Below are 22003 nucleotides of genomic sequence, written 5' to 3'. Positions count from 1 at the left end.
GCTGTATACAAGCATAGAAGCTCGCTCGCACCATCAAGCAGGCATCCATGGGCAATCGCGACAGGCAGAAATCGGCCAGAAGCAATGGGATGGACTCCTCCTCACCTCGGCATCTTGAGTGCCAGACTGAAGGTGCGAACCACAGCCAAGCGTTGACTACGTCTGTGAGTTCCTCGTCTGGCTTGCCATTGCTCGAATCAAAAGTATCGTCATGATCCCGTGCAATACGACCACTGGCCACAATAAGACCCCACTCGCTTCCCCCGAGATACCAACGTAGGCGAGATAAAGCGTAGTGGCTGCGTTATAGATCAACATCCCGAGCATTGCTGGTCCGGGCCAACTGGCGATGGCCAATGCGATGAGGGCGATGCCGGCCACAGGGACGATGACGCCCGTCAGTTCGATGCCAAGCAGAAGTTGCCCGACCAGCGACGGGACCAGTATCAGCGCCACGCCAGTGGCTGCCTCGATGATCGCGGCGAAAACAAGCGGTCCTTTCATCAAATGGGCGCTCCGTCCCGGGCTGTATAGGTGCAAGACTGGACGGCCCTGGGGAATTGGTTAATTCGATTGCTACTAAACCTTAGTGCTTATCGTGATTAGCCTTGATGGAAAGTTCCGGTACAGCAGCAATACTCCACCCTGCCGCGAAAACTATTCGCAGTATAGCGTGGGGCAATAAGTCATGAACTTAAGCGTCTGCGAAGCGAAAGAATCTCGATTTTCGTTAATCAAGCGATGCCTCCGCCAGCCGTTATCGCACTTTCTGATCGCGGGCTTTGCACTCTTTGTGCTGTACGGAGGTTTACACCGTTCAACCCTTGATCAAGATCCGCAACGCATCGAAATCACCCCTGAAGTTGTTCAGCGGATCGCGATTTCCTGGCTGGCGCGTTGGCAACGCCCCGCATCGGAGCAACAGTTACAGGGTCTGATTGAGGAATATGTGAAAGAGGAAATCCTCTATCGCGAAGCGCTGAAACTTGGCCTGGACAAAGACGACACTATTATTCGCCGCCGTCTGGCACAAAAAATGGATTTCCTCGCCGAGGATGTAGCGTCACTTCGCGAACCGGCACCCGGCGTACTTGAGGCCTGGTACAACCAGCATCAGGACCAATATGCCCCGCCGCCACTTTTGACCTTCCATCATTTGTTTTTCGCCTTGGACAAACGTGGTGCGGATGCGCAAGCGCAGGCTCAGTCCGCACTCAGTGGGCTGTCTGACAAGAACAGTGGTGAAGGCGATGCCTTCATGTTTAAAAACGCCTACTCAGAACAATCCCCGGATCAGGTGGCGCGGGTCTTTGGTTCAATGTTCGCCATTTCATTGTTCAAGCAACCGCCGGGGAGTTGGGTGGGGCCTGTGGAGTCGGGTTTTGGCTGGCATCTAGTGTGGATTGATGCGCTGGCCAAATCACCTCCTCCGCCCTTCGAAACCGTGGCCCAGCAGGTCAGGTCCGATTGGTTGTCCGAACAACGCAGCGCATCGAAACGCGCGAATTTCGATGCGCTGAAAGCACGCTATGAGGTCGTGGTGATGATACCTGCTTCCGCCGGTGCGATTGCCGCCACACACACGGAGCGGCCGTGATGAGGTGCACGGTATGGCTGCTGTTGGTGCTCTGGTTCGTGGGGCTAACGGCTATGGCCCATGAGTCGCGCCCCGCTTACCTGGAACTCAACGAAATGGCCGTCGGGCGCTATGACGTATTGTGGCGCACGCCGGTGCTTTCAGGCATGCGATTGCCGATTGCGCTCCGGTTTGCCGAAGGTGTGCGCACTGTCGTTGAGCCCGTGGAAAGCGAACTGAACGATTCACTGATCGAGCGTCGGGTCATTGAAGCCGGTCCCGCAAGACTGGTCGGACAACGTATTGAATTCATCGGCCTGCAAGCGAGCATCACCGATGTGCTGGTGCGTGTCTCGCGCCTGGACGGCAGCCTGACGACCACCCTCGTCCACCCTGCGCAACCCTGGATAGAGATCGCTGCCACGCCGGGAGCGTTCTCGGTGGCCGGTGCATTTCTGGTTCATGGCATCCAACACATCCTGGGAGGCTTCGATCACCTGCTGTTCGTCTTCGGTCTCCTGCTGCTGGTGGGTAATGGCTGGATGCTGGTGAAGACCATCACCGCATTCACCCTCGCCCATTCCATCACCCTGGCACTCGCTACACTGGGTGCGGTGCGGCTGCCCGGCCCTCCTGTGGAAGCGACGATTGCGCTGAGCATTCTGTTGCTGGCGGTGGAAATCGCCCGCAAGAACCGTGATGAAACCAGTTTCACCCTCCAGTGGCCATGGGTGGTCGCGTTCTGTTTTGGCTTGTTGCATGGCTTCGGTTTTGCCGGTGCGCTGGCGGAAATCGGTTTGCCGCAGCGCGACCTGCCGCTGGCGCTGCTCACCTTCAATGTCGGCGTCGAGATCGGCCAGCTGATGTTCGTCGCCGTCGTGTTGAGCCTGCGAGCACTGTTGCTGCGTTGTCGACTGCCACGGCCCGCAGTCCTGTATGCCCGACCGATTGCTTCTTACGGGTTGGGTACGCTGGCTGCCTTCTGGTTTTTCGAAAGAGTCTCGAGTTTCTTGTCCTGAGTTGCACCCTGTCATTGCCGTATTCCGGAGACGTGGAATATGAAAACCCCTACACACTTCACCGCGCCAACACTGCTCGGTTGTGCCGTGCTAACTATCAGCACACTGGCATTGGCAGAGGGCAACCCGGATCGCGAGGTTTACTTTGGCCAAACGCACTCGCACAGCTCCTGGTCGATTGATGCCTACCTGATCGGCAACCACCAGGTCGATCCCGAGCAGGCGTACCAATACTCACTTGGGATGCCGGTCAAGCATCCAATGGGGTTTGAAGTGCAACTCAAGGGTCGCCCGCTGGATTTCCATGGCGTAACCGACCACTCGGAATACGTGGGCGTGATCGCCCTGGCCAACGATCCAAAGTCAGACTTCAGCAAGCTGCCCATCGCGCAAAAGCTGATTGTCAAAACCCCGGAAGATTTCAACCGGGTGTTCAAATGGATCGCCGGCAGCTTGAGCCACCCGATCAAGGAGCTGATTGATCCGAAGGTTGCCGGCAATATCTGGCAGCAGAACATCGCCATCGCCGACAAGTACTACAAGCCCGGCAAGTTCACCACGTTTGTCGCCTATGAATGGACCTCAGCCCCCAACAATCAAAACATGCACCGCAATGTGTTTTTCCGCGACTCGAAGAAGGTGCCGGACCTGCCCTTCACGGCCATCGATTCGGACAAACCGGAGGATTTGTGGGGCTGGATGGACGATCAACGCAAAAAAGGCAACGAGGTGCTGGCAATCTCCCACAATGCCAACCTCAGCAACGGCCTGATGTTTCCGGTGGACGTAGATGACCGTGGCCGCCCCATCGATGCCGCCTGGGCCGAGACGCGGATGCGTAATGAATCCCTTACCGAAGTTCACCAGGTAAAGGGCACCTCGGAAACCCACCCCGAACTGTCGCCGACAGACGAATTTGCCAATTATGAAATCATGAGTTTCCTGCTCGGCATCGACAACAGCACGTCGAAACTCAATGGCAGTTACATCAGGCAAGCCTGGCAAAACGGCATGGCTTTGCAGCAAGCTCGTGGATACAACCCTTACAAAATGGGCGTGGTCGGCGCCAGCGACTCGCACAATGGGGTGATTCCTTATTCGCAGAGCTACAACTTCGGCTCCCACGGCTTTACCGACAGCACCCCGGCGGCACGTCTTTCCGGCAAACAGAACTCAGGCTTGATGGCCTTGCAAACCAGCACGTCCGGTTTGGCCGGTGTCTGGGCCGAAGAAAACACCCGTGAATCGATCTTCGATGCCATGAAGCGTAAAGAAGTCTATGGCACCAGTGGCGTGCGCATCCCCGTGCGCATGTTTGGTGGCTGGGGCTTCGACAGCAGTTTGTGGAATGAAAAAGACTGGGTGCATGCGGCCTACGCCAAGGGCGTTCCCATGGGCGGCGACTTGCCGGCAAAACAGGGTAAACAGACGCCGTCCTTCGTGGTGTGGGCGGTCAAGGATGTCGACGATGGCAACCTCGACCGAATCCAGATCATCAAGGGCTGGACCAAAAACGGCCAGACCTTCGAGAAGATCTACGACGTCGCCTGGTCCGGTGATCGCCAACTGGACCAGGCCACCGGCAAAATCCCACCGGTGGGCTCCACGGTCGATGTTTCCAAGGCGACTTACACCAATACCATTGGTGCCACCGAGCTGAAAAAAGTCTGGGTCGATCCGGATTTCGATCCGGCCCAGCACGCGTTCTACTACGCCCGCGTGCTACAGATTCCGACCCCGCGCTGGAGCACCTATGACGCGGCCAAGCTGCAAGTACCGCCGCCGGCCGACGTCTCGGCCACTGTCCAGGAACGTGCGTGGACCTCGCCCATCTGGTACACGCCGAAAGTTGAGGACAGCAAGCTTGTCGCTGCTGGCAAAACCATCGATCAGCTGAAAACCGAAGGCGCCAAAGCGCTCACTAACGAGCAGTTACAAGCCTACGTGGTGGGCAAAACCATCAAGGTGCGCAATACCGTCACCGGCCAGACGTTCGAGATCGTCTATGGCACCGAAGGCCAACGCCTGGTCACCAGCGTCGATGGCAAGCCGCCTACGCAAGGGGAATACCTGAATATGCTGCATGACGGCCAGTTTGGCGTGCCGGCCAAATATGAAATCAAGGACGGGCATCTAGTGACAACACTCGGCGGCACACCCTTCGAGGCCACAGTGTTCGAGCAAAACGGCAAATACATGGCGGCTCGCAGCAACGAGTTCGGCTATGCGAATTATGAGGTTGAGGAGGTCAAGTAGCGCCGAAGCCAGCACCGATGCTCTGCATACATCGGTACTGGCAGATTGCCACGAACCGATATTGCCGCAGCTCAGAAAGAAAGCTGTTCGCGAATCGACCCCCATGTACTTATCCAAACATTGATACTTGAATGGACACTGTTACCGAAAGCAGTCATCGATGGAAGTCCGTATATGGACTCCCCCTCATTGCAAGCCCCGTTGCTTTGGGTCCAGGCTGTGTGAAAACGCACTGAATACGTCGAAAGCTGAGAGCTACGGACGTTGCCTGCGAAACCAGCAGACGGAAGCGCAAATTGCCCTAGTCAGCCACATAGACGTTCGTAATGCCGTTTGGGAAACGGCTACTAACGGGCGAGCAAGCAGCTGGATTCACGCCCTGATCGCTTCAAGCAGTCCTGCGATGCCGAAGATGCTCATCATTCGTTTGAGGTTGTAGGCGAGCACATGAAGGCTCATTTCGGTACTTACCCGCGGAAGTGTTTTGGTCAGGAAGTGGGTGGCTCCCATCCAGTATTTGAGCGTTCCAAAAGGATGCTCAACAGTCTGGCGGCGAACCTCCATCTTCCCCGGGTCATGCTCCAGCCGAACCTGCATTGCGTCGATTACCGCCTCATGCTCCCAGCGCTTCACACGGCGCTCCTTACCCGTCGTACATTGCTTGTGCATTGCGCAGGACTGGCAGCCCGAAAAGTAGTAACAATGCAATAACATGCCGTCTTCCATCGACGAATGCCGCCTGGTTAGTAATTGCCCCGCAGGGCATCGATACTCGTCCGATGCAGCAACGTAGATGAAGTCCTGCTTGCCAAATCGGCCTTCGGCTTTGCTGCCAGATGTCAGGGGTTTCGGTACGAAGGTGGTGATGCCGGCTTGCTCGCATGCAAGGATTTCCAGACCCTTGTAATAACCTCGGTCGGCTACCACCGTCAGCGACTCAGCGCCGATCTCTTCACGCGCGTGGTTCGCCATATTGCTGAGTTGCGCCCGGTCATTGCCAACATTGGTCACCTCATGGGCAATGATCAGATGGTGCTTGTCGTCGACGGCTGTTTGTACGTTATAGCCAACCGTTTCGGTGCCTCGGCCGCTCGTGGCCATTGAGCGTGCATCTGGATCGGTAAGAGAGATTTGCTGGTCTGGACTGTCATGAAGCTGCGCCTCGATATCCTTGAGTTTCTGCATCTGCTGTTTCAGGGTTTCGATTTTTTCTTTCAGCCACTCGGCCTTGGCTTCGGCCACTTCGGGCGTTGCCCGATCCGCCGAATCCATCGCCGCCAGATAGCGGTCAATGCTCTGCTCGATCTGCTGCATGCGTGCCTTCACCTTGCCCTGGGTGAAGTTACGGTCACGGTTGTTGACGGCTTTGAACTTGCTGCCATCGATGGCGATCGATCGATTGAGAGAAGAGATTGAGGTTGCGACAAAGCACTACGAACTGGCGGCATACCCTGCGAATGGCTTTGCCGTTATCCTTGCGAAAGTCGGCAATGGTTTTGAAGTCTGGAGCCAAACGCCCCGTCAGCCACATCAACTCGACGTTACGCTCGGCCTCACGCTCAAGCCGGCGGCTGGACTGAATCCGAGTGAGGTAGCCGTAAATATAGATCTTCAGCAAGATCGCGGGATGGTAGGCCGGACGCCCCGTTGCAGCAGGATCGACACCTTCAAACCCAAGTGCACCCAGATCGAGTTCATCGCGGGACAAGCCCGCTCCTACAAGGTTTCTGCAAGCCCCGGAGAAAATAGATCTGTCCCCTTATTGGTCGGACTTCCTGCTATCGCGCATGCAGCGGCTGTAATTGACCCGCGCGCATTTTCCAGGCGCGGTTGATCGGGCTCTCAGGCTTCAATGCAAGGCGCTCGGCAACCAGTGCCTCGGCAAGTGTGCGGTTGCCAAGGCGAATAGCGGCTTCGGTCAGCGTCCATGAGAAGACATCACGCTGCGCGTGACTACCGCCGAAGCGGTTGGCTTTGGCTCGTAGCGGCATCAACGACGCTATAGCCTGGGCGTAATCCCCACGACCAAACGCCACCAACCCTTCGCACGCCGACACACCAATCTCTCTACTCATCATGGCGTTGGTACCAGTGCCAGCAGCGGCCCGCTTCAGGGTATCCAACTGCTGAGTTTGTGCACGGCTGTTTCCAGAACCCACGAATGACATCATCGCGTTCACGTCGTTAAAGGCGTAGAAGCCGTCTTCACAACGGGACTCCCATCTTTCGGCCAGTCCTTTCCACCGATCTCCAACGTCATGACCGAGCAGAGAGAGTCTCCAGAGCAGCGCTGATCCATCAAGTAGCTCAAGCGCTTGACCAAATCCACCCGCTGAAATGTCCTCATCAAAGAGACGAAACGCGCCCGCCACATCATTGGCCTCAAGGAGGAATAGCGCTTGGTGCCACCACAAATGGAAGGCAAACATGCTATTGGGAGCCCAAGCACTGGCGCTGGATGAAAGATACTTGGCCCCCTCTTCGCTACGGCCCTGCATTTCCATGACATGGGTGACGGCATGCACTGCCCAGCCATCCTGCGGGTTCAAGGCAACAGCCTCGCGCCCCTGCTCTTCGGCCTGCCGGTAATCCCCTGCCTCTTCCAGGCCAAAGGCATACATCCCTTTCACAAAGCCAAAGCCAGGAATCTGGTTATCCCAGCGCGGCATCACACGAGCCACGCGATCACGTAGCATGTGCGAGTAACCTAGATAGAAGTCGCCCAAATGGGCTAATTGCAGTGCCAGCAGATCGCGGGGGTGCTCCATCGAAACACGCCCCCAGGTTTCGATTGCCCGCTCCCAGTCGCCGTCGAACCAAGCGCGTACGGCATGGATATGCTGCCGCTCGCGATCATTCGCTTTCGGTGCCAACCGCTCTGCCGCGTCCAGACTTTTGAACAGCTCTGAGTCAAACGCTTTGTCGGTCGCAGTTGCAATCGCGCCAGCACGAAAGGCGTAGGCCAGCGCAAAATCCGGGTGCTGCGCGATAATTTTGTCAGCCGCCGCCAGAGGATCGGCCTGGTAGGCATGCAGCAAGTCGCAAGCGCTATCCAGAGCATCGATCGCCTCCTGCACGCCATAGGAAACAGGATTGCCACGCTTGTCGCGTTTGCTCATGGTTTCCTCCTGACCACGCCCTAAGGGCATACATGATCGAGATGTGAAGATCGCTCTCGATTGTCCCCCCGAATGTGGCTCAGAGACACTTTTCCGACGGAACGTGAATGGCTGCTTCTGGCCCAGGCTGTGTAAAAACGCCTGCATCATTTTTTAGGTCTGCGTTGCTACGTGAAATCTGCCGGAGTTCTTGGTCGAATCAAGACCTGAAACTTGCGTGGGATCGCGTTATTTGACCCGATTTAGATCGCCGTTACTGGTCGAGAACGTTTTCACACAGCCTCGGTCGATTACAGCCTTTGCGGACCGGCAACAATCGGCCAAAAGCAGTCCGTCGAGCCAGGCCACTTTCGCTCTTGTGTTGACGGTAGCGACCTCTCGAAACCACGGGTGATTCAATGCTTGTCTGACGCATTTCTAATCCCATCCCCGCTATCTGACTTCAGTTTCCATTCAATACGCTGTCGCGAGTCAGAAGCCATTGCTTCCAATGACTTTCCTTCAGTTTCATTTTCTCTGTGCTGGTGGGCTTTTCTACGATTTCCAGGATGCTGAAGTCGGCGTCGGTTTCTACTGGGCGACTTTTGAATTCACTACGACCATTGATGGCCGGAAGGTCCCGGTCTTGAGGGCGGCACATCATTCAACAATGACAGATACTCCATCACGACCTGGCACCAGGGCTTACGCCATACCAACGGCGAAAGGCTCGACTGAAGTTTGATACCTCTCGATACCCCAATCGTTCAGCCACTTCGCTCACTGTCAGTTCACTGTTCGAGAGCAAATCGCGAGCTACGCACCGTCGCTGAATTTCAACAATAGCGTTGAATGTCCAGCCTTCGCGCTGCAAAGCCCGATGCAATGTGCGTGAGGTCATGTGTAGGCGTTCGGCGGTTTGATCCAGGCCAGGCGCGTGCGCCAGATCAATCAGCACGATGTTAGCCACCGCTTCAAGTACCGATTCACGGCTGGTTTGCGTTGCATAATTCTTCAACGAGTTCGCCAGGACATTGCAGACTGCCGGGCTGCCGGCTGGGCGTGGCTCACGCAGAGCGTCCATGTCCAACACCACCTCATCGCGTGGGGCATCGAACCGCACCAGGTCTGCGGCAAGCTTCAGCCAAGGCTCCGGGTTCTCTGGGCGTGGCCGCCGAAGGCATAATTCGCGAATGGCATTAGTGGTACCGGGCAAACCTTTGAGGTGTTGGATTTGCAGCGCGCCCCAGAAATCCAGCTCTTCGACTGCCGGCAGCAAGGCATGACCGGGTAGCAAGGCAACGTGCAGCAGTCCGTTTTTGTCCTCGACCTGTAATGCCATGTGCCCGGTCCACAGTGGCCAGTAGCGCGACAACTCCACCAGCGACGCTGGCCGACTGGGCATCAGTTGCATCAGATAGGCCAGACCGAGCAACTGTCCCGGATCACTTTGGCGAGCGGCGGCAAGGCCGATGGCTGGATCACCACTGAGTTCGCGTGTCACTTCCCAGAAACGCCGGCAGGCGCACATGGGGCTGGCGCAGGCTGGTCAAACTCACGCCCCAGTCGGCTTGCAATCGCTGCAAGTCCAGGCCGCGAGCCTCCAGTTCCTGCACCCCCGAGTTGATTATGCAGATGCATAACGACGGTCTACTTCGATGTGCGGGGAAACGACTTGTCGGCCAATGATTAACGTTTTACAAGCAAACCCTCCATCGTTGTCATCCAGGCGGAGCAACGTTTTGCACCGTAGCAAGCGCGACATAGCACGGCCCTGGGGTAATCCTCCCTGAAAAAAGTACTCGTCAGAACAGGCGGGGGTCTGAACTCCACAGCGGCGGTCCAGGCTAGACCGTCGCTGTCCGGCCAAAAGCGCTGCGTCCAGCCTGCATCGCACATTTTTCGTTTCCGCCCTCCCGGAATGACTTCGCGACTCTACGTCCCAATATGCGAAGAAACTGTCCCATCATGCCCATAGCATCGCGCCCGCGATACCTACTATAGGGCCGGGACCTCTGCCCAAATGGCAGGGGCCAATTACCTCTACCGGATGCACATTTTGCGCACCGTCGTATAAGTAGATTGGAGACAACAATGACAAAAGTCGCCGCAGCCCAAGACACTCCTTCACCAGCCTCCCCCTCGGCACCCGCCATTATCCGGTCGTCGGTGCGCCAGCATTCGATCAAGGTGGAGCTTTGCACGCCCGCCATCGGTGCCGAGCTCAGTAACATCAGCCTGGCCGACGCTGCCCAGGACCCCGAACTGATCGCGGAAATCAGGGCACTGTGGTTGAAACACAAAGTGCTGTTCTTTCGCGACCAGGACATCACCCCCATGGAGCAACAGCACTTCGCCGCGCAATTCGCCGAACTGGAAGCACATCCCCTGGCGCCGAGCCATCCAGAGGCGGACAAGCTGCTGATGCTGTACCGCAATCTCGATCCGAGCAAGCCCAAGAGCTATGTTGAAAAGGCCAGCCGCGAAAACCTCTGGCATGCCGATGTCACCTACAAGAAGGCGCCGCCCCGCGGAGCGGTACTGCGCTGCGAAATGGGTCCAGAGACTGGCGGCGACACTATGTGGTCCAACATGGTAATGGCTTACGAAAAGCTGCCACAGGCCATCAAGCAACGAATCGACGGCCTGTACGCAAAGCACGGTGCCGAGCAGACCTTTGGTGCCCAGTTACCACTCGAAGAACGTCATGCGATGGCCGCGAAGAACCCTGCCGCTGAACACCCGGTAGTGCTTACCCATCCAGAGACTGGCGAAAAGGTGCTGTTCGTCAACTCCGCGTTCACCACCCATTTCTCGAATTTCTTCAACTTCGAGGACATCCGCTACGGTCAGGACTTCATGCCGGAGGCTCATCACCTGATGAACTATCTGATGTCTCAGGCTGCGATTCCGGAGTACCAGGTACGTCTGAAATGGCGAACCAACACGGTTGCCATGTGGGACAACCTGCAGGTTCAGCACTACGCGGTGGCTGACTACGGCAATGCGCCAAGAAAGATGCTGCGCGCCACCCTGGCGGGCACCCCGCTCACCTGATCCTGACAGTCCCCCAGAGAATCCAGGACATCCGTCCATCAGAGATGGTCGGGCGGCCTTGGTTGCCAGCAAATACTCGATCTGAACCGCATCAATGGAGAAAGACATGCTCTACGAACACATCGACACCGCAGTCATTGATGGCGAATCGCTGCCGTGGATTCCGTTTACGCCCTATGCGGAAAACGTCCTGCTGAAGTACTTCAAGCTTGACCCGATCCGCGGTGAATGGATCGTCATGATGAAGTCGCCGATCGACATGCAACTCCCCAAGCACCACCACACGGGTACGGTGATGGTCTACACGATCGAAGGCCAGTGGAAATACAAAGAGCATGACTGGATCGCCGGCCCTGGCAGCATCGTGTATGAGACTGCCGGATCGACTCACACACCTGAAGTCGTCAGCACGGGAAGCACAGACGGGTATGTGCTTACGCTGGTTCAGGTTAATGGCGATCTGGCGTTCCTGGACGGGAACGACAACATCGTCGCGCTCGAAAACTGGAAGTCCGGGTTGCAGCGCTATCTTGCCTATTGCGAGCAGCATGACATCGCACCGAAAGACCTGACGGCATTCAACTGATCTGGATTTCATGAGAAAACCCGGCTTCCCCGGTTTCATGGGGTAGCCGGGGCAGTTGCCAGATCGCAAAGATCCAGGGGAGGGAAACAGGCTGTCTCGGTTCGCGGTCTTGACGCGGAATCTGACAAGGGCCTGGCTGCCTGTCCGCTCCCCGATCACAGACTTACGAACGGAGCGATGCCATGAATGGTTTGATGATGCAAAAGCAGCTATTGATTTCCTCGCTCATTGAGCACGCCGATCGCCATCATGGCGATACGCAGATCGTGTCCCGGAGGGTGGAGGGCGATATCCATCGCTACACTTTCCGTGACTGCCACCGTCGCGCGCGCCAGATGGCCAGTGCACTGACCAGCCTGGGCGTCCAACCCTCCGACCGGATCGGCACGCTGGCCTGGAATGGCTATCGTCACCTGGAGTTGTACTACGGCGTTTCCGGTATGGGTGCCATTGTGCATACCATCAACCCTCGCCTGCATGAAGACCAGGTGGCCTACATCGCCAATCACGCCGAAGACCAGTACATCTTCTTCGACTTGACCTTCCTGCCGCTGATCAAGGCCATCGCTGGTCGCTGCAATACGGTCAAGGCGTTCATCGCCATGACCGATCACGCCCACATGCCGACAGACGCCGGAATCGACAACCTGCTGTGCTATGAAGATCTGCTTCAACAGGGATCCTCTGACTACGCCTGGCCGATTTTCGACGAGGACGCCGCCAGTACGCTCTGCTACACCTCTGGCACGACGGGCAACCCGAAAGGGGTCTTGTACAGTCATCGCTCATCGGTGCTGCACACCTATGCGGCCGCGCTACCTGACGCCCTGAATTGTTCGGCGCACGACGTGATCCTGCCCGTTGTGCCGATGTTCCATATCAACGCCTGGGGGCTTCCCTACATCGCGTGCATGGTCGGGGCCAAACTAGTACTGCCCGGACCTGCCTTGGATGGAGAATCGCTTTTCGAGTTGCTCGAAGCCGAGCAGGTGACACTCTGCGCGGGTGTCCCGACGGTGTGGCAAGGCCTTCTTGGCCATCTGGAAAAAACGGGCCAGCAATTCTCCAGCATGAAACGCACCATCATTGGTGGCGCGACCTGTCCCCCGTCCATGCTGCACACGTTTCAGGAAACCTATGGCGTTACGGTATTGCACGTCTGGGGGATGACTGAATTAAGCCCTATCGGAACCGTCGGCACCCTGAAGGCCAGGCACGTTGAAATGTCTTCGGCAGAGCGTTATGCCGTGCAATCCAAGCAAGGCCGAGCGGTGTTTGGCATCGACATGAAGATCGTCGGCGCTGACGGCCTGGAATTGCCCTGGGACGGCGCAACTTCAGGTGACCTGTTGGTACGTGGGCCATGGGTGGTGCGCGATTATTTCAGGAACGAAGGAAACAGTTCGCTGCTGCTCGAGCACGCAGGTCAAGGATGGTTCCCAACCGGCGATGTGGCGACCATCGATGTCGATGGCTTCATGCAGATCACCGATCGCAGCAAAGATGTGATCAAGTCGGGTGGCGAATGGATAGGTTCCATCGAATTGGAAACTATTGCGCTGGCCCATCCGGCAGTTTTCCAGGCGGCCTGCATTGCCGCGAAACACGCAAAGTGGGACGAGCGCCCATTGCTGATCGTCGTCAGGAAACCGCAAGCAACACTGACACGGGAAGAACTGCTCGCCTTTTATGAAAACAAGATCGCGAAATGGTGGACGCCGGATGATGTGATCTTTGTCGACACAATTCCGTTGGGCGCTACGGGCAAGATCCAGAAGAACCGTCTGCGGGAGCAGTTCGGCGACCATCTGATGGCCAAAGCTGTCGGCTGAGCGTTGTAAGGAGCAATCCAGTCCTGCCTGTGCAATGGCAGGGCCAACGGTGGCAGATGCCGATACCGTTCGCCCCGCCATTGCACCGACGCTATCAAGTGGCTAAACGTGCCTCTTGCTCAAGCGTCATATCGCTGGACGCTAGCACCTGCCGTTCCAACTGCTCGAGAAACGCCAAGAGCAATTCATTGACTTGATCGGCGCTCTCTTCCGCGGCGCTATGACCCACGCCGGGTAGCAGTACCTTCTTCTGCAGTCCGGGTAGATAGGTGTCGAGCTGCTCGTAGAGACTGCGTATTTCGACCGGTTCAAGTGATGGGTCGGCAGCACCACCGATAAACAGGCTCGGCTGGCGTACCACCGCACCGTCGAGAAACGCGGTGATTTCCCAGTTCCGGTCGCGACAGCGGTAGTAGTTCAGGGCACCGGTAAATCCTGTGCGCGTGTATTCAGCCACGTAGTAGTCGAGCGACCGTGCGCTCAACCATGACGGGAACCCCTCCTTTGGCTCAGTGAAGGCATTGAGAATGGGCTCACCAGGCTCGACGAACAGGCGCCAGCGTTCAGCCCCGACAGCACTGCCGGAGATCGAATAGAAGACGCTGCGCAAGGTCTTGCGCGGATCGCTGGCCAACTCGCGATCCGGCTTATCGAGCTGCTGGAAGTACAGGTGGTGGTACACCCTGCCCTTCGCCATTGCCTGCAAACCTACGGTCGGTTTGACCTTGCCGCGCGGTGGCACCGGCGTATTGAGCATCACCAGGCCACGGAACAGATCCGGTCGCAGCATGGCCGCTGCCTGGGCCACCCAGGCACCCAAGTCGTGTCCAATGATCACCGCGGACGTTTCGCCCAAAGTCGCCATCAGGCCAACCATGTCGCCGACTGCCTGGCTCATGTCATAGGCTTCAATGGAGTCGGGGCGATCGGTTTGCCCAAATCCCCGTTGATCGGGGACAACGACTCGAAAGCCGGCCTCGGCCAACGCCACGATCTGGCGCCGCCACATGTACCAAAGGTAGGGAAAACCGTGCAGCAGAATGACGAGCGGGCCCTGTCCTTCGTCGATGTAATGCATGCGAATGCCGTTGAGTTCGGCAAAGCAGTGGTTGAATGCATCAGGGTCGTCGGCATCCACTGGCTCCATTGCAGCGAGCGGCTGACCGATGCGCATTGCGGCGCGTGTGTCCATCATCTACCTCCATCTTTTTTAGTTGTCGGCCTGAAGGTAGCCCTGACAGGGTGTCCTGCACTAAGCTCCTCAGGACACAATCTGGTGAAATTGGGACATGAGGGAAAGCATGTATACCTTGACGCGAAGCGCCAGCCTTACCAACTATGAGCAGGTTGCCCGTTCAGTGGGACTGGATCCTTTTCGTATGCTGCGGCTGGCCAAGCTGCCGGCCAGTGCACTCGACGATTCGAATATCATGATCAGTAGCGATTCGGTTGGGTGGCTGCTGGAGGAGTCAGCCCATCTGTCTGGCCAAGAGGCCTTCGGACTGCTGCTCGCGGAGAAGAGACACCTTTCCAACTTTGGCATGCTGGCGCTGCTCATCCGCGAAGAACCAACACTTCGCGCGGCCTTGCAATCTTGCGCTCGCTATATGCGGCTGCATAACGCTGGCGTGGAATTGCGGCTTGAGGATGTAGGCGACCTGGTCCTGCTGCATTTAGGTGTGAATATGCAGGGCCATCACGGCGTCTGGCGCCAGGCTATCGAACAGTCGGCTGGCATCGGACTGCGGACGCTGAGCATGCTGACGGGCAATACGTTACGCCCGGTAAGAGTCAGTTTTACTCACGAGCGCCCTGTCAGCCTTGAAGTGCATCACCGCGTGCTGGGAACAGCTATCGAGTTTTCACAGGAGTCCAATGCCATCGTTTGTCGAAGGCGAGATCTGGACATGCCGATCCTTACTGCAAACCCGGCACTGCATCGCGAGATAAAGCGATCGCTGGACATGCAGTTGGCTAACCTGCGTGACGAGCCAGCGCAGCGGGCGCGCCAGATCGTCAAGATGCTGCTGCCAAGCGGGCTGTGTTCCGTCGATGGCGTTGCCCAGCATCTTGGCGTGCATCGACGCACCCTTAACCGACACCTGGCGACCGAGGGTGAGAGTGTCACAACGATCATCAATGCTGTACGTGCTGAACTCGCTGAGGAGTATCTGGCCAACAGCAAACGCCGATTGTATGAGGTCGCCGAACTTCTTGGCTTTTCCTCTGCCGGTGACTTTTCACGCTGGTTCCGCAGCCAGTTTGGCAAGACACCCTCGGCTTGGGCCGCCTCCTATCGAGAGAGCAAGGCGGCATCCGAGCCCATATCGCCTGAATAAATAGAAAGACAGGTTCGTGGGCAACTCTGAAGCCTCCTGGCCAGCCACATTGGCTGAACCTGTCGAATCCTCGAGGTTTCTGACGCCGCCGCCCAACCATGGCCCATTGTCAGCGTCCCAATACGCGAAGAAATTGTCCCGCATAGCCCATAGCCTCGTTCTCGTGCAACCTACTATGGGTCAGCGCCCCCTGCTCTGCTGACAGGGCACCGCAACATCTGGCGGATACACGTATCCCGCCCGCGATTGGATCTTTGATTGCTCCATCGGTTTCCGAATTCGAGTCCACCCGACAATTCGATGGTGATGCAAAAAAACACGATCCTGAATCTGATCGCGCTACTTGCACTCCGTCACCCGGGTCACCGAAAGAGTATTGCCAGGGTCATCAGAACGCCGTCTTCGCACTCAACACATCTTCGATGAGAAATGGACCGCCGCCATCGGCCCCGGGAAGTACTACGCATGCCTATGCTTGTTCGCGCCGCCGTCTTGACCAAATACTTGGACGTCACCCAGAACCTGGGATTCAACCCGCATGACGTCATGGCAGTCGTCGGCCTAAGCAAGGCTCAGTTGCAAGCCCCCGAATACCGCATTCCCATCGATGCCGCCGTGCGCCTGCTGGAAGATTCGGCTGCCGCCAGCGGTTGTCAGACCTTCGGCCTGAGCATGGCCGAGTCGCGCCAGCTTTCGGACTTCGGCGTGGTCAGCCTGCTGCTCAGCCATCAGCGCACCCTGCGCGAAGCGTTGCAGGTGATGGTGCGCTACCGTCATCTGATGAACGATTCGCTGGCGATCCTCGTTGAAGAGGCCGGCAAGATGACGATCATTCGTACAGAGATGGTCACCGAGTCGCCGATGCCCAGTCGCCAGGCTACGGAGCTGGCCATCGGCGTGATGTTCCGTCTGTGCTCGACCCTGCTCGGCTCGCACTGGCACCCTTACAGCGTCAACTTCATGCACCAGCCGCCGGACAACCTGCACCTGCATCGGCGCCTGTTCGGCTGCAACCTGGAGTTCGGCAGCGAGTTCAATGGCATCGTTTGTCCCAATACTAGCCTCGACACGGACAACCCCCATGCCGATCCGGCCATGGCCCATTATGCGCAGAACTACCTCGACTCGCTGCAGGACCACGAAGGCGCCTCATTGCTGTTCGAAGTGCGCAAGGCCATCTACCTGCTGCTGCCCATGGGTCGCGCCACCATTGAGCACATCGCCCAGTCCCAGGGCATGAAAGTTCGGACCCTGCAACGTCGCCTCAAGGATGACGGCTACGCCTTCAACGACTTGATCAATGATGTGCGCCGCGCCCTGGCGCTGCGCTATCTGGAAAACCCGAACAACTCGCTGAGTCACATTGCCGACATGTTCGGCTTCTCCATGGCGAGTTCCTTTACCCGCTGGTTCATCAACCAGTTCGGCATGCCGCCGGCAGTGTGGCGTAGCGCGCAGCAACCGTCCGGTTCCCCCCTCAACGGACGCGGTCGCCCCCAAGCCTTTCTGAGCACACGGCAAAAAAAAACGGCGACTGCTGGTACAGTCACCGCGAAAAACCGGTGTTTATGACACCGGTCGAGAGCCTCACTGTAACGAGGAGCCAACCCAGTGAAGCCCTGCCATAAAACCTATGGGTGGCCTGTATTCAGAGGCCCCAGTGCAGTAACAAGAGCACCAGCACAACGAGGAACACCGTCTCACCCACCATCAGCAGGATCGGTTTTATGCCGACCGCAGCCAGCTCTTTGAGCCGGGTCTTCATCCCCAGGGCACTGATGGAAATCACCAGGCACCAACGCGACAATTCATTGACCGAACCCTGCACCACCGGGGCCACCCAGCCAGTGCTGTTGATGCAGGCCAGGATCAGAAATCCGACAGCGAACCACGGCAGCAACGGCGGTCGCTTGCCGGTCGGATCGGCGCCCTGCATGCGGGTGATCATCGCAGCGGTGACAATCACTGGCAGTAGCATGGCAACTCTCATCAACTTGACTACCGTGGCCGTGTCACCAGTCTCGGTCGACATGCCGTAGCCGGCGCCGACCACTTGGGCCACGTCGTGGATGGTGGCCCCGAGGAACACCCCCGCCACCTGCGGCGACAGTGACAACCAGTTGGCAATCATGGGATAGACGATCATCGCCAGGGTCGAAAGCGCCGAGACGCCGATCACCGTGAATAGCGTGGCGCGCTCTTTCTGCGGATGGTTAGGCAATGCCGCTGCAAGCGCCAACGCTGCCGAGGCGCCACAGATCGCCGTGGCGCCACCGGTGAGCATCCCGAACAGTCGCGAGAAACCCAGAAACCTCGCCGCGATCACCGAGACACCGATGGTAACTACCACCAGGATCACCACCAGCGCCATCGGCTTCCAGCCCAACGCCGCCATCTGTTCCAGGGTGATGCGCATACCCAGAAGCGCCACTCCGATGCGCAGCACCGTACGAGCAGTGAACTCGACGCCGGCCTTGCAGGGCCCATCGTCAGCAAGAAAATTCAGGGCCATGCCCAGCAGCAAGGCGAACAGCATGACCGGCGCACCATAATGCTCGGACAAAAACGAAGCGGCGGCCGCCACGATCAGGCTGACGATAAACCCCGGTGCCAGTTCGCGCGTGCGGCTGTGGATACGGGTGAGAGCAATGGCGTTCATGGCGCGGACTCCTCGGAAACAATGGCAATGAACGCCTGGGCGTCTGCGGTGTTGGACATCGTCGCAATGCGGCTCAGAACAATGGCCAGTCCAACTGCCGCCGCAGCTGGCTGTACATGGGCCTGGTGCAGGGTCACAGCGTCGGCATTGCCCAAACGCTTACGGTAGAAATTGGCGAAGCGTTCACCTTGTACCGGCAAATGAGGCCGCAGTTGCACTCCATGCCACACCCTGGTGATCTGCACATTTGGGTGGCGACTGCGAAACTGCATCTGCGAATGTTCCAATTGGCGTTTGCCGATCAAGCACCAAGTGCAAATAAAATCGAAAAATACATCTATAAGTAAACGACGACTCACAACTTCACCTCTAATCCGACTTCACTGACAGGGTCAGGCACGCGCTGCCCCTGAAGGCGGGCGATATCTTTGTAGTAATGGCACTTGGCATAAAAGAACACGGCCGCTGCCGCCAGGCTGACCAGGGGGACCAATTGAAACGCGGCATGCAGGCCGATCAGGTCGGACACCCGGCCGGTGATGAACGGCCCCGGTGCCAGCCCCAGCAGGTTGTTGGCCAGGGTCAGCGTGGCGAACGCAGTGCCGTGGACCGAGTAATGGGTCAGATTGGCCACCATCGCCCCGCTAGGGCCGGTGGTGCCCGTGGCAATGAGCATGCCCAGGCAGATCAACAGAAGTTGCACTGGCCCCGCCTGCAATGCAAAAGCCGCCGACAACAGCAGGCAACTGCCAAGGCAGAACGCGATGGCCAGGCTGACCTTGCGTTCCGGCGAATGGCGACACAGCCGATCGCTGAGCATGCCGCACAGAATCATCCCCACCCCGCTGCACAACACGATGAGCGCCGCCATGCCACCGGCCTTATCCGTGGGCATGTCGTAGTAGCGGTTGAGATAACTGGGAATCCACACCATCACCGTGCCGCCGACGAACAACTGCAAGCCACTGGCGACATAGGTCGCCACCACCGAACGACTGGACCACAGCGTGCGTAGCGGACGCTTGACCGTAGCCGTTGCCTTGTTCGCCACTTGCGCGCGACGTTGCGGAGCAATGCGTGCTTCCTTGACGATGAGTGGATACAACGCCGCCAGCACCAGGCCAAATAAGGCCATGCCGGCGAACGACCAGCGCCAGCCCAACTTGGCGGCGATGGCACCGCCCAGGGCCATCCCCAGAACAGCGCCGAACAAGCCGCCGGCCATGAAGGCACTGGCCAGCGTGGCGCGCATGTGTTTGGGGAACACCGAGATCACCACGGCGATGCCCACGCTGCCGTAGGCCGCCTCACCGACGCCGACCATGAAGCGTGCGATGAACATCTGTTGATAATCCTGCGCCAAGGCGCAGCCGAGGGTGGCCACACTCCAGAGCAGCGCCATCAACGCCAGGCTTTTGACCCGGCCGAAGCGGTCGGCCATCAACGACAGCGGGAACGTCAGCAGGCCCACCATCAGGGCCACGATGCCGCTGAGCAGACCGAGCTGACCATCACTCAGGGCCCACTCACCCTTGAGCAGCGGAAACACCGCGTTCAATACCTGACGGGACATGTAATCGGAAATCAACAGGCCGAACGTCAGTGCAAAGACGATCCAGGCATATTGGCGCGCAACGCCGACTCCACCGGAGTCGTCATCGTCGGCGGCGATTGGGTGAAAGGCCATGCAGCCTCCTCAATGTCTTGGTTTTATTGTTGTTATCAAGCGTGTAGCTGTACGGCGAGCGATAGTGTCTTCAATGCACACACGCGGGTGCATCTACATGGCCAGGGCCATGGTATTGAACGGCAGAACGTTATTGAGCAGGGATTCGGCGGTCAGGGTGCAACTGTCCTGCACGCGGTGGGTGAAGTTGAACGGATTCGGGCCATCGAAACAGCCATCGATGCCGCTCCAGGCATGGGGTTGAATACACCGGGGTCATCGGCATCGACTTGCCGCGTTGCGGCGAGCGGTTGACCAATGCGCATTGCAGTGTGTGTATCCATTATCTACCTCCATCTATTCTCGGTTGACGGCCTGAAGGTAGCCCTGACAGGGTGTCCCGCACTAAGCTTTTCAGGACACAATCTTGCGAAACTGGGACATGATGAAAAGTATGTATACCTGACGCGAAGTGTCGACCTTACCAACTATGCGCAGGTTGCCCGCTCAGTGGGCTCGATCCATTTCGTATGCTGCGGCTGGCCAAGCTGCCGGCCAGTGTCTTCGCCGATCCGAATGCGATTCGGTTGGTTGGCTGCTGGAGGAGTCCTATCGCCTGTCCGGCCGAGAAGCCTTCGGACTGTTGCTCGGGGAATCGAGACATCTTTCCGACGTTGGTGCGGTCGCGTAACCGGCGTCCCAACACGCGAAGAAATTGTCCCGCAATGCCCATAGCGTCGTTCGAGTGCAATCTATTATGGGCCCGCGCCCCCCTGCTCTGCTGATACAGGCCAGAAGATCCGTCGGATACACCTATCCCGCCCCGCCGCACCCGCAAAGATTGGACCAACAATAACAAGCGCCGCCCTAAATCAAGGCACGACTTCACCTGCCATGCCCACGGCCCGGCCATTAACCATGAAATGGAGACGGAATGCGAATCGAACAACTGACCGGTGCCATAGGCGCGGAACTGCTCAACGTGAATCTTGGCGACGCCGTGCGCGATGACGGCCTGTTCGACGAAATTTACGCGGCGCTATTGAAATACAAGGTGCTGTTCCTGCGTGACCAGGATCTGGCCAAGCTCTCACGCCGCGACCACGAAGCATTTGCCCTGCGCCTCGGACAGCTTGAAACCCACCCGATGCTCCCCAGCCACCCGGATGCCCCCGGTCTCGTGCAAATCTACAAGACCCCAGAACATCCAGCGGATCGCTACGAGAATGCGTGGCACTGCGATGCCACTTGGCGTGAATCGCCTCCGATGGGCGCCGTACTGCGTTGCATCGAATGCCCACCGACCGGTGGCGACACTATGTGGGCCAACATGGTGCTGGCTTATGACAACCTGCCAATCGACGTGAAGCAGGAAATCGACAGCCTGATCGCCAACCACAGCTTCAATTCTTCCTTCGCCGCCGCCATGCCAAAGGAAAAGCGCTTGGCAATGAAGGCGCAGTACCCGGATGCCGAGCATCCGGTAGTGCGTACCCACCCCGAAACCGGCGAGAAGGTGCTATTCGTCAATGCCTACGCAACGCATTTCGTGAATTACCACAGCCAGGGACGTGTCCGTGTCGGCCAGGACTACAACCAAACAGGCGTCGACCTGCTGAAGTACCTGATCAGCCAGGCCTACAACCCCGAGTACCAGGTCCGTTGGCGCTGGAAGAACAACAGCGTGGCGATATGGGATAACCGCTGCACCCAGCACTATGCAGTGATGGACTACCCGCCCTGCCATCGCAAGATGGAGCGCGCGGCCATCATCGGCGACAAACCCTACTGACAAGTAAGTCGGCCCTGAGCCTATAGACGCTTTCGAGCGTCTCCTTTGGGTCGAGTGCTGCCCCTTCAGACGCGGTCAATTCGCGTTAGTATCATTCGACACAAGGTGGGAATACACCCCCAT

The 22003-nt window shown here is 57.8% G+C and carries 15 protein-coding genes and 4 pseudogenes; 9 read left to right on the top strand and 10 right to left on the bottom strand.

Translation table 11 applies throughout. The features are described 5' to 3' along the window. Window positions 1-156 precede the first annotated feature (156 nt). The gene (locus AC3WQN_RS24395; RefSeq protein WP_103402061.1) at window positions 157-504 is read right to left on the bottom strand and encodes a hypothetical protein; all 348 of its coding nucleotides are present in this window, start codon (window positions 502-504) and stop codon (window positions 157-159) included. A 184-nt stretch (window positions 505-688) separates the two neighbouring features. On the opposite strand from AC3WQN_RS24395, the gene AC3WQN_RS24390 reads away from it, so the two are divergent. The 3 genes from AC3WQN_RS24390 to AC3WQN_RS24380 are packed head-to-tail and all read left to right on the top strand — an operon-like array spanning window position 689 to window position 4851. Next, window positions 689-1597, top strand: a complete 909-nt coding sequence (locus AC3WQN_RS24390) for a peptidyl-prolyl cis-trans isomerase (RefSeq protein ID WP_103402060.1) — start codon at window positions 689-691, stop codon at window positions 1595-1597. Continuing rightward, complete coding sequence (locus AC3WQN_RS24385) at window positions 1597-2595, top strand: HupE/UreJ family protein (RefSeq protein WP_103402059.1); 999 nt, start codon at window positions 1597-1599, stop codon at window positions 2593-2595. Before AC3WQN_RS24390 ends, AC3WQN_RS24385 begins: the two co-directional genes overlap by 1 nt. 39 nt (window positions 2596-2634) lie before the next feature. Next, the gene (locus AC3WQN_RS24380) at window positions 2635-4851 is read left to right on the top strand and encodes a DUF3604 domain-containing protein (protein ID WP_103402058.1); all 2217 of its coding nucleotides are present in this window, start codon (window positions 2635-2637) and stop codon (window positions 4849-4851) included. 372 nt (window positions 4852-5223) lie between these two features. Here AC3WQN_RS24380 and AC3WQN_RS24375 read toward each other — a convergent pair. The 4 genes and pseudogenes from AC3WQN_RS24375 to AC3WQN_RS24360 all read right to left on the bottom strand — a co-directional run. Beyond that, a pseudogene (locus AC3WQN_RS24375) lies at window positions 5224-6550 on the bottom strand (IS1182 family transposase); the annotation flags it as partial. Between the two features lie 79 nt (window positions 6551-6629). Then, window positions 6630-7970 (bottom strand): tetratricopeptide repeat protein, encoded by a 1341-nt coding sequence (locus AC3WQN_RS24370; RefSeq protein WP_103402057.1) that lies wholly within the window; start codon window positions 7968-7970, stop codon window positions 6630-6632. Window positions 7971-8634: 664 nt separating this feature from the next. Beyond that, window positions 8635-9033: a helix-turn-helix transcriptional regulator gene (locus tag AC3WQN_RS24365; protein ID WP_492606962.1), complete on the bottom strand. Its 399-nt coding sequence runs from the start codon at window positions 9031-9033 to the stop codon at window positions 8635-8637. Beyond that, window positions 9025-9480, bottom strand: a pseudogene (locus AC3WQN_RS24360) (AraC family transcriptional regulator ligand-binding domain-containing protein); the annotation flags it as partial. The pseudogene AC3WQN_RS24360 and the gene AC3WQN_RS24365, both read right to left, overlap by 9 nt. 653 nt (window positions 9481-10133) lie before the next feature. On the opposite strand from AC3WQN_RS24360, the gene AC3WQN_RS24355 reads away from it, so the two are divergent. The 3 genes from AC3WQN_RS24355 (at window position 10134) to AC3WQN_RS24345 (ending at window position 13424) form a co-directional block, all read left to right on the top strand. After that, complete coding sequence (locus AC3WQN_RS24355; RefSeq protein WP_218277368.1) at window positions 10134-11006, top strand: TauD/TfdA dioxygenase family protein; 873 nt, start codon at window positions 10134-10136, stop codon at window positions 11004-11006. Window positions 11007-11112: 106 nt separating this feature from the next. Then, on the top strand, window positions 11113-11592 hold the full coding sequence (locus AC3WQN_RS24350) for a 2,4'-dihydroxyacetophenone dioxygenase family protein (RefSeq protein ID WP_103402053.1): 480 nt from the start codon (window positions 11113-11115) through the stop codon (window positions 11590-11592). 182 nt (window positions 11593-11774) lie between these two features. Next, window positions 11775-13424 (top strand): 3-(methylthio)propionyl-CoA ligase, encoded by a 1650-nt coding sequence (locus AC3WQN_RS24345; protein ID WP_103402052.1) that lies wholly within the window; start codon window positions 11775-11777, stop codon window positions 13422-13424. Window positions 13425-13518: 94 nt separating this feature from the next. Here AC3WQN_RS24345 and AC3WQN_RS24340 read toward each other — a convergent pair whose 3' ends face one another. Further along, window positions 13519-14616 carry an alpha/beta fold hydrolase gene (locus AC3WQN_RS24340; RefSeq protein WP_492589305.1) on the bottom strand — a complete coding sequence of 366 codons (1098 nt, stop codon included), beginning with the start codon at window positions 14614-14616 and terminating at the stop codon, window positions 13519-13521. Between the two features lie 109 nt (window positions 14617-14725). On the opposite strand from AC3WQN_RS24340, the gene AC3WQN_RS24335 reads away from it, so the two are divergent. Next, on the top strand, window positions 14726-15763 hold the full coding sequence (locus AC3WQN_RS24335) for an AraC family transcriptional regulator (protein WP_103402051.1): 1038 nt from the start codon (window positions 14726-14728) through the stop codon (window positions 15761-15763). A 465-nt stretch (window positions 15764-16228) separates the two neighbouring features. Beyond that, entirely contained in the window at window positions 16229-17335 is a 1107-nt protein-coding gene (locus AC3WQN_RS24330; RefSeq protein ID WP_103402050.1) for an AraC family transcriptional regulator, read from the top strand. Window positions 17336-17411: 76 nt separating this feature from the next. Here the strand turns inward: AC3WQN_RS24330 and AC3WQN_RS24325 are convergent, their stop codons facing one another. From AC3WQN_RS24325 to AC3WQN_RS24310, 4 genes and pseudogenes are all read right to left on the bottom strand, one after another. After that, a complete protein-coding gene (locus AC3WQN_RS24325) occupies window positions 17412-18422 on the bottom strand; it encodes a YeiH family protein (RefSeq protein ID WP_103402049.1) in 1011 nt (336 codons plus the stop codon). Window positions 18423-18436: 14 nt separating this feature from the next. After that, window positions 18437-18781: pseudogene (locus AC3WQN_RS24320) on the bottom strand (DsbA family protein); the annotation flags it as partial. After that, a complete protein-coding gene (locus AC3WQN_RS24315) occupies window positions 18778-20109 on the bottom strand; it encodes an MFS transporter (RefSeq protein WP_103402048.1) in 1332 nt (443 codons plus the stop codon). The pseudogene AC3WQN_RS24320 and the gene AC3WQN_RS24315, both read right to left, overlap by 4 nt. Before the next feature lie 96 nt (window positions 20110-20205). Continuing rightward, window positions 20206-20340: pseudogene (locus AC3WQN_RS24310) on the bottom strand (3-keto-5-aminohexanoate cleavage protein); the annotation flags it as partial. A gap of 682 nt (window positions 20341-21022) precedes the next feature. Between AC3WQN_RS24310 and AC3WQN_RS24305 the strand changes: the two are divergent. Then, the gene (locus tag AC3WQN_RS24305; protein ID WP_103402047.1) at window positions 21023-21880 is read left to right on the top strand and encodes a TauD/TfdA dioxygenase family protein; all 858 of its coding nucleotides are present in this window, start codon (window positions 21023-21025) and stop codon (window positions 21878-21880) included. Window positions 21881-22003 lie beyond the last annotated feature (123 nt).

Source organism: Pseudomonas sp. FW300-N1A1 (assembly GCF_058789115.1).
Note: the sequence above shows the minus strand (reverse complement) of the source record. Positions and strands in the feature narration are given on the sequence as shown.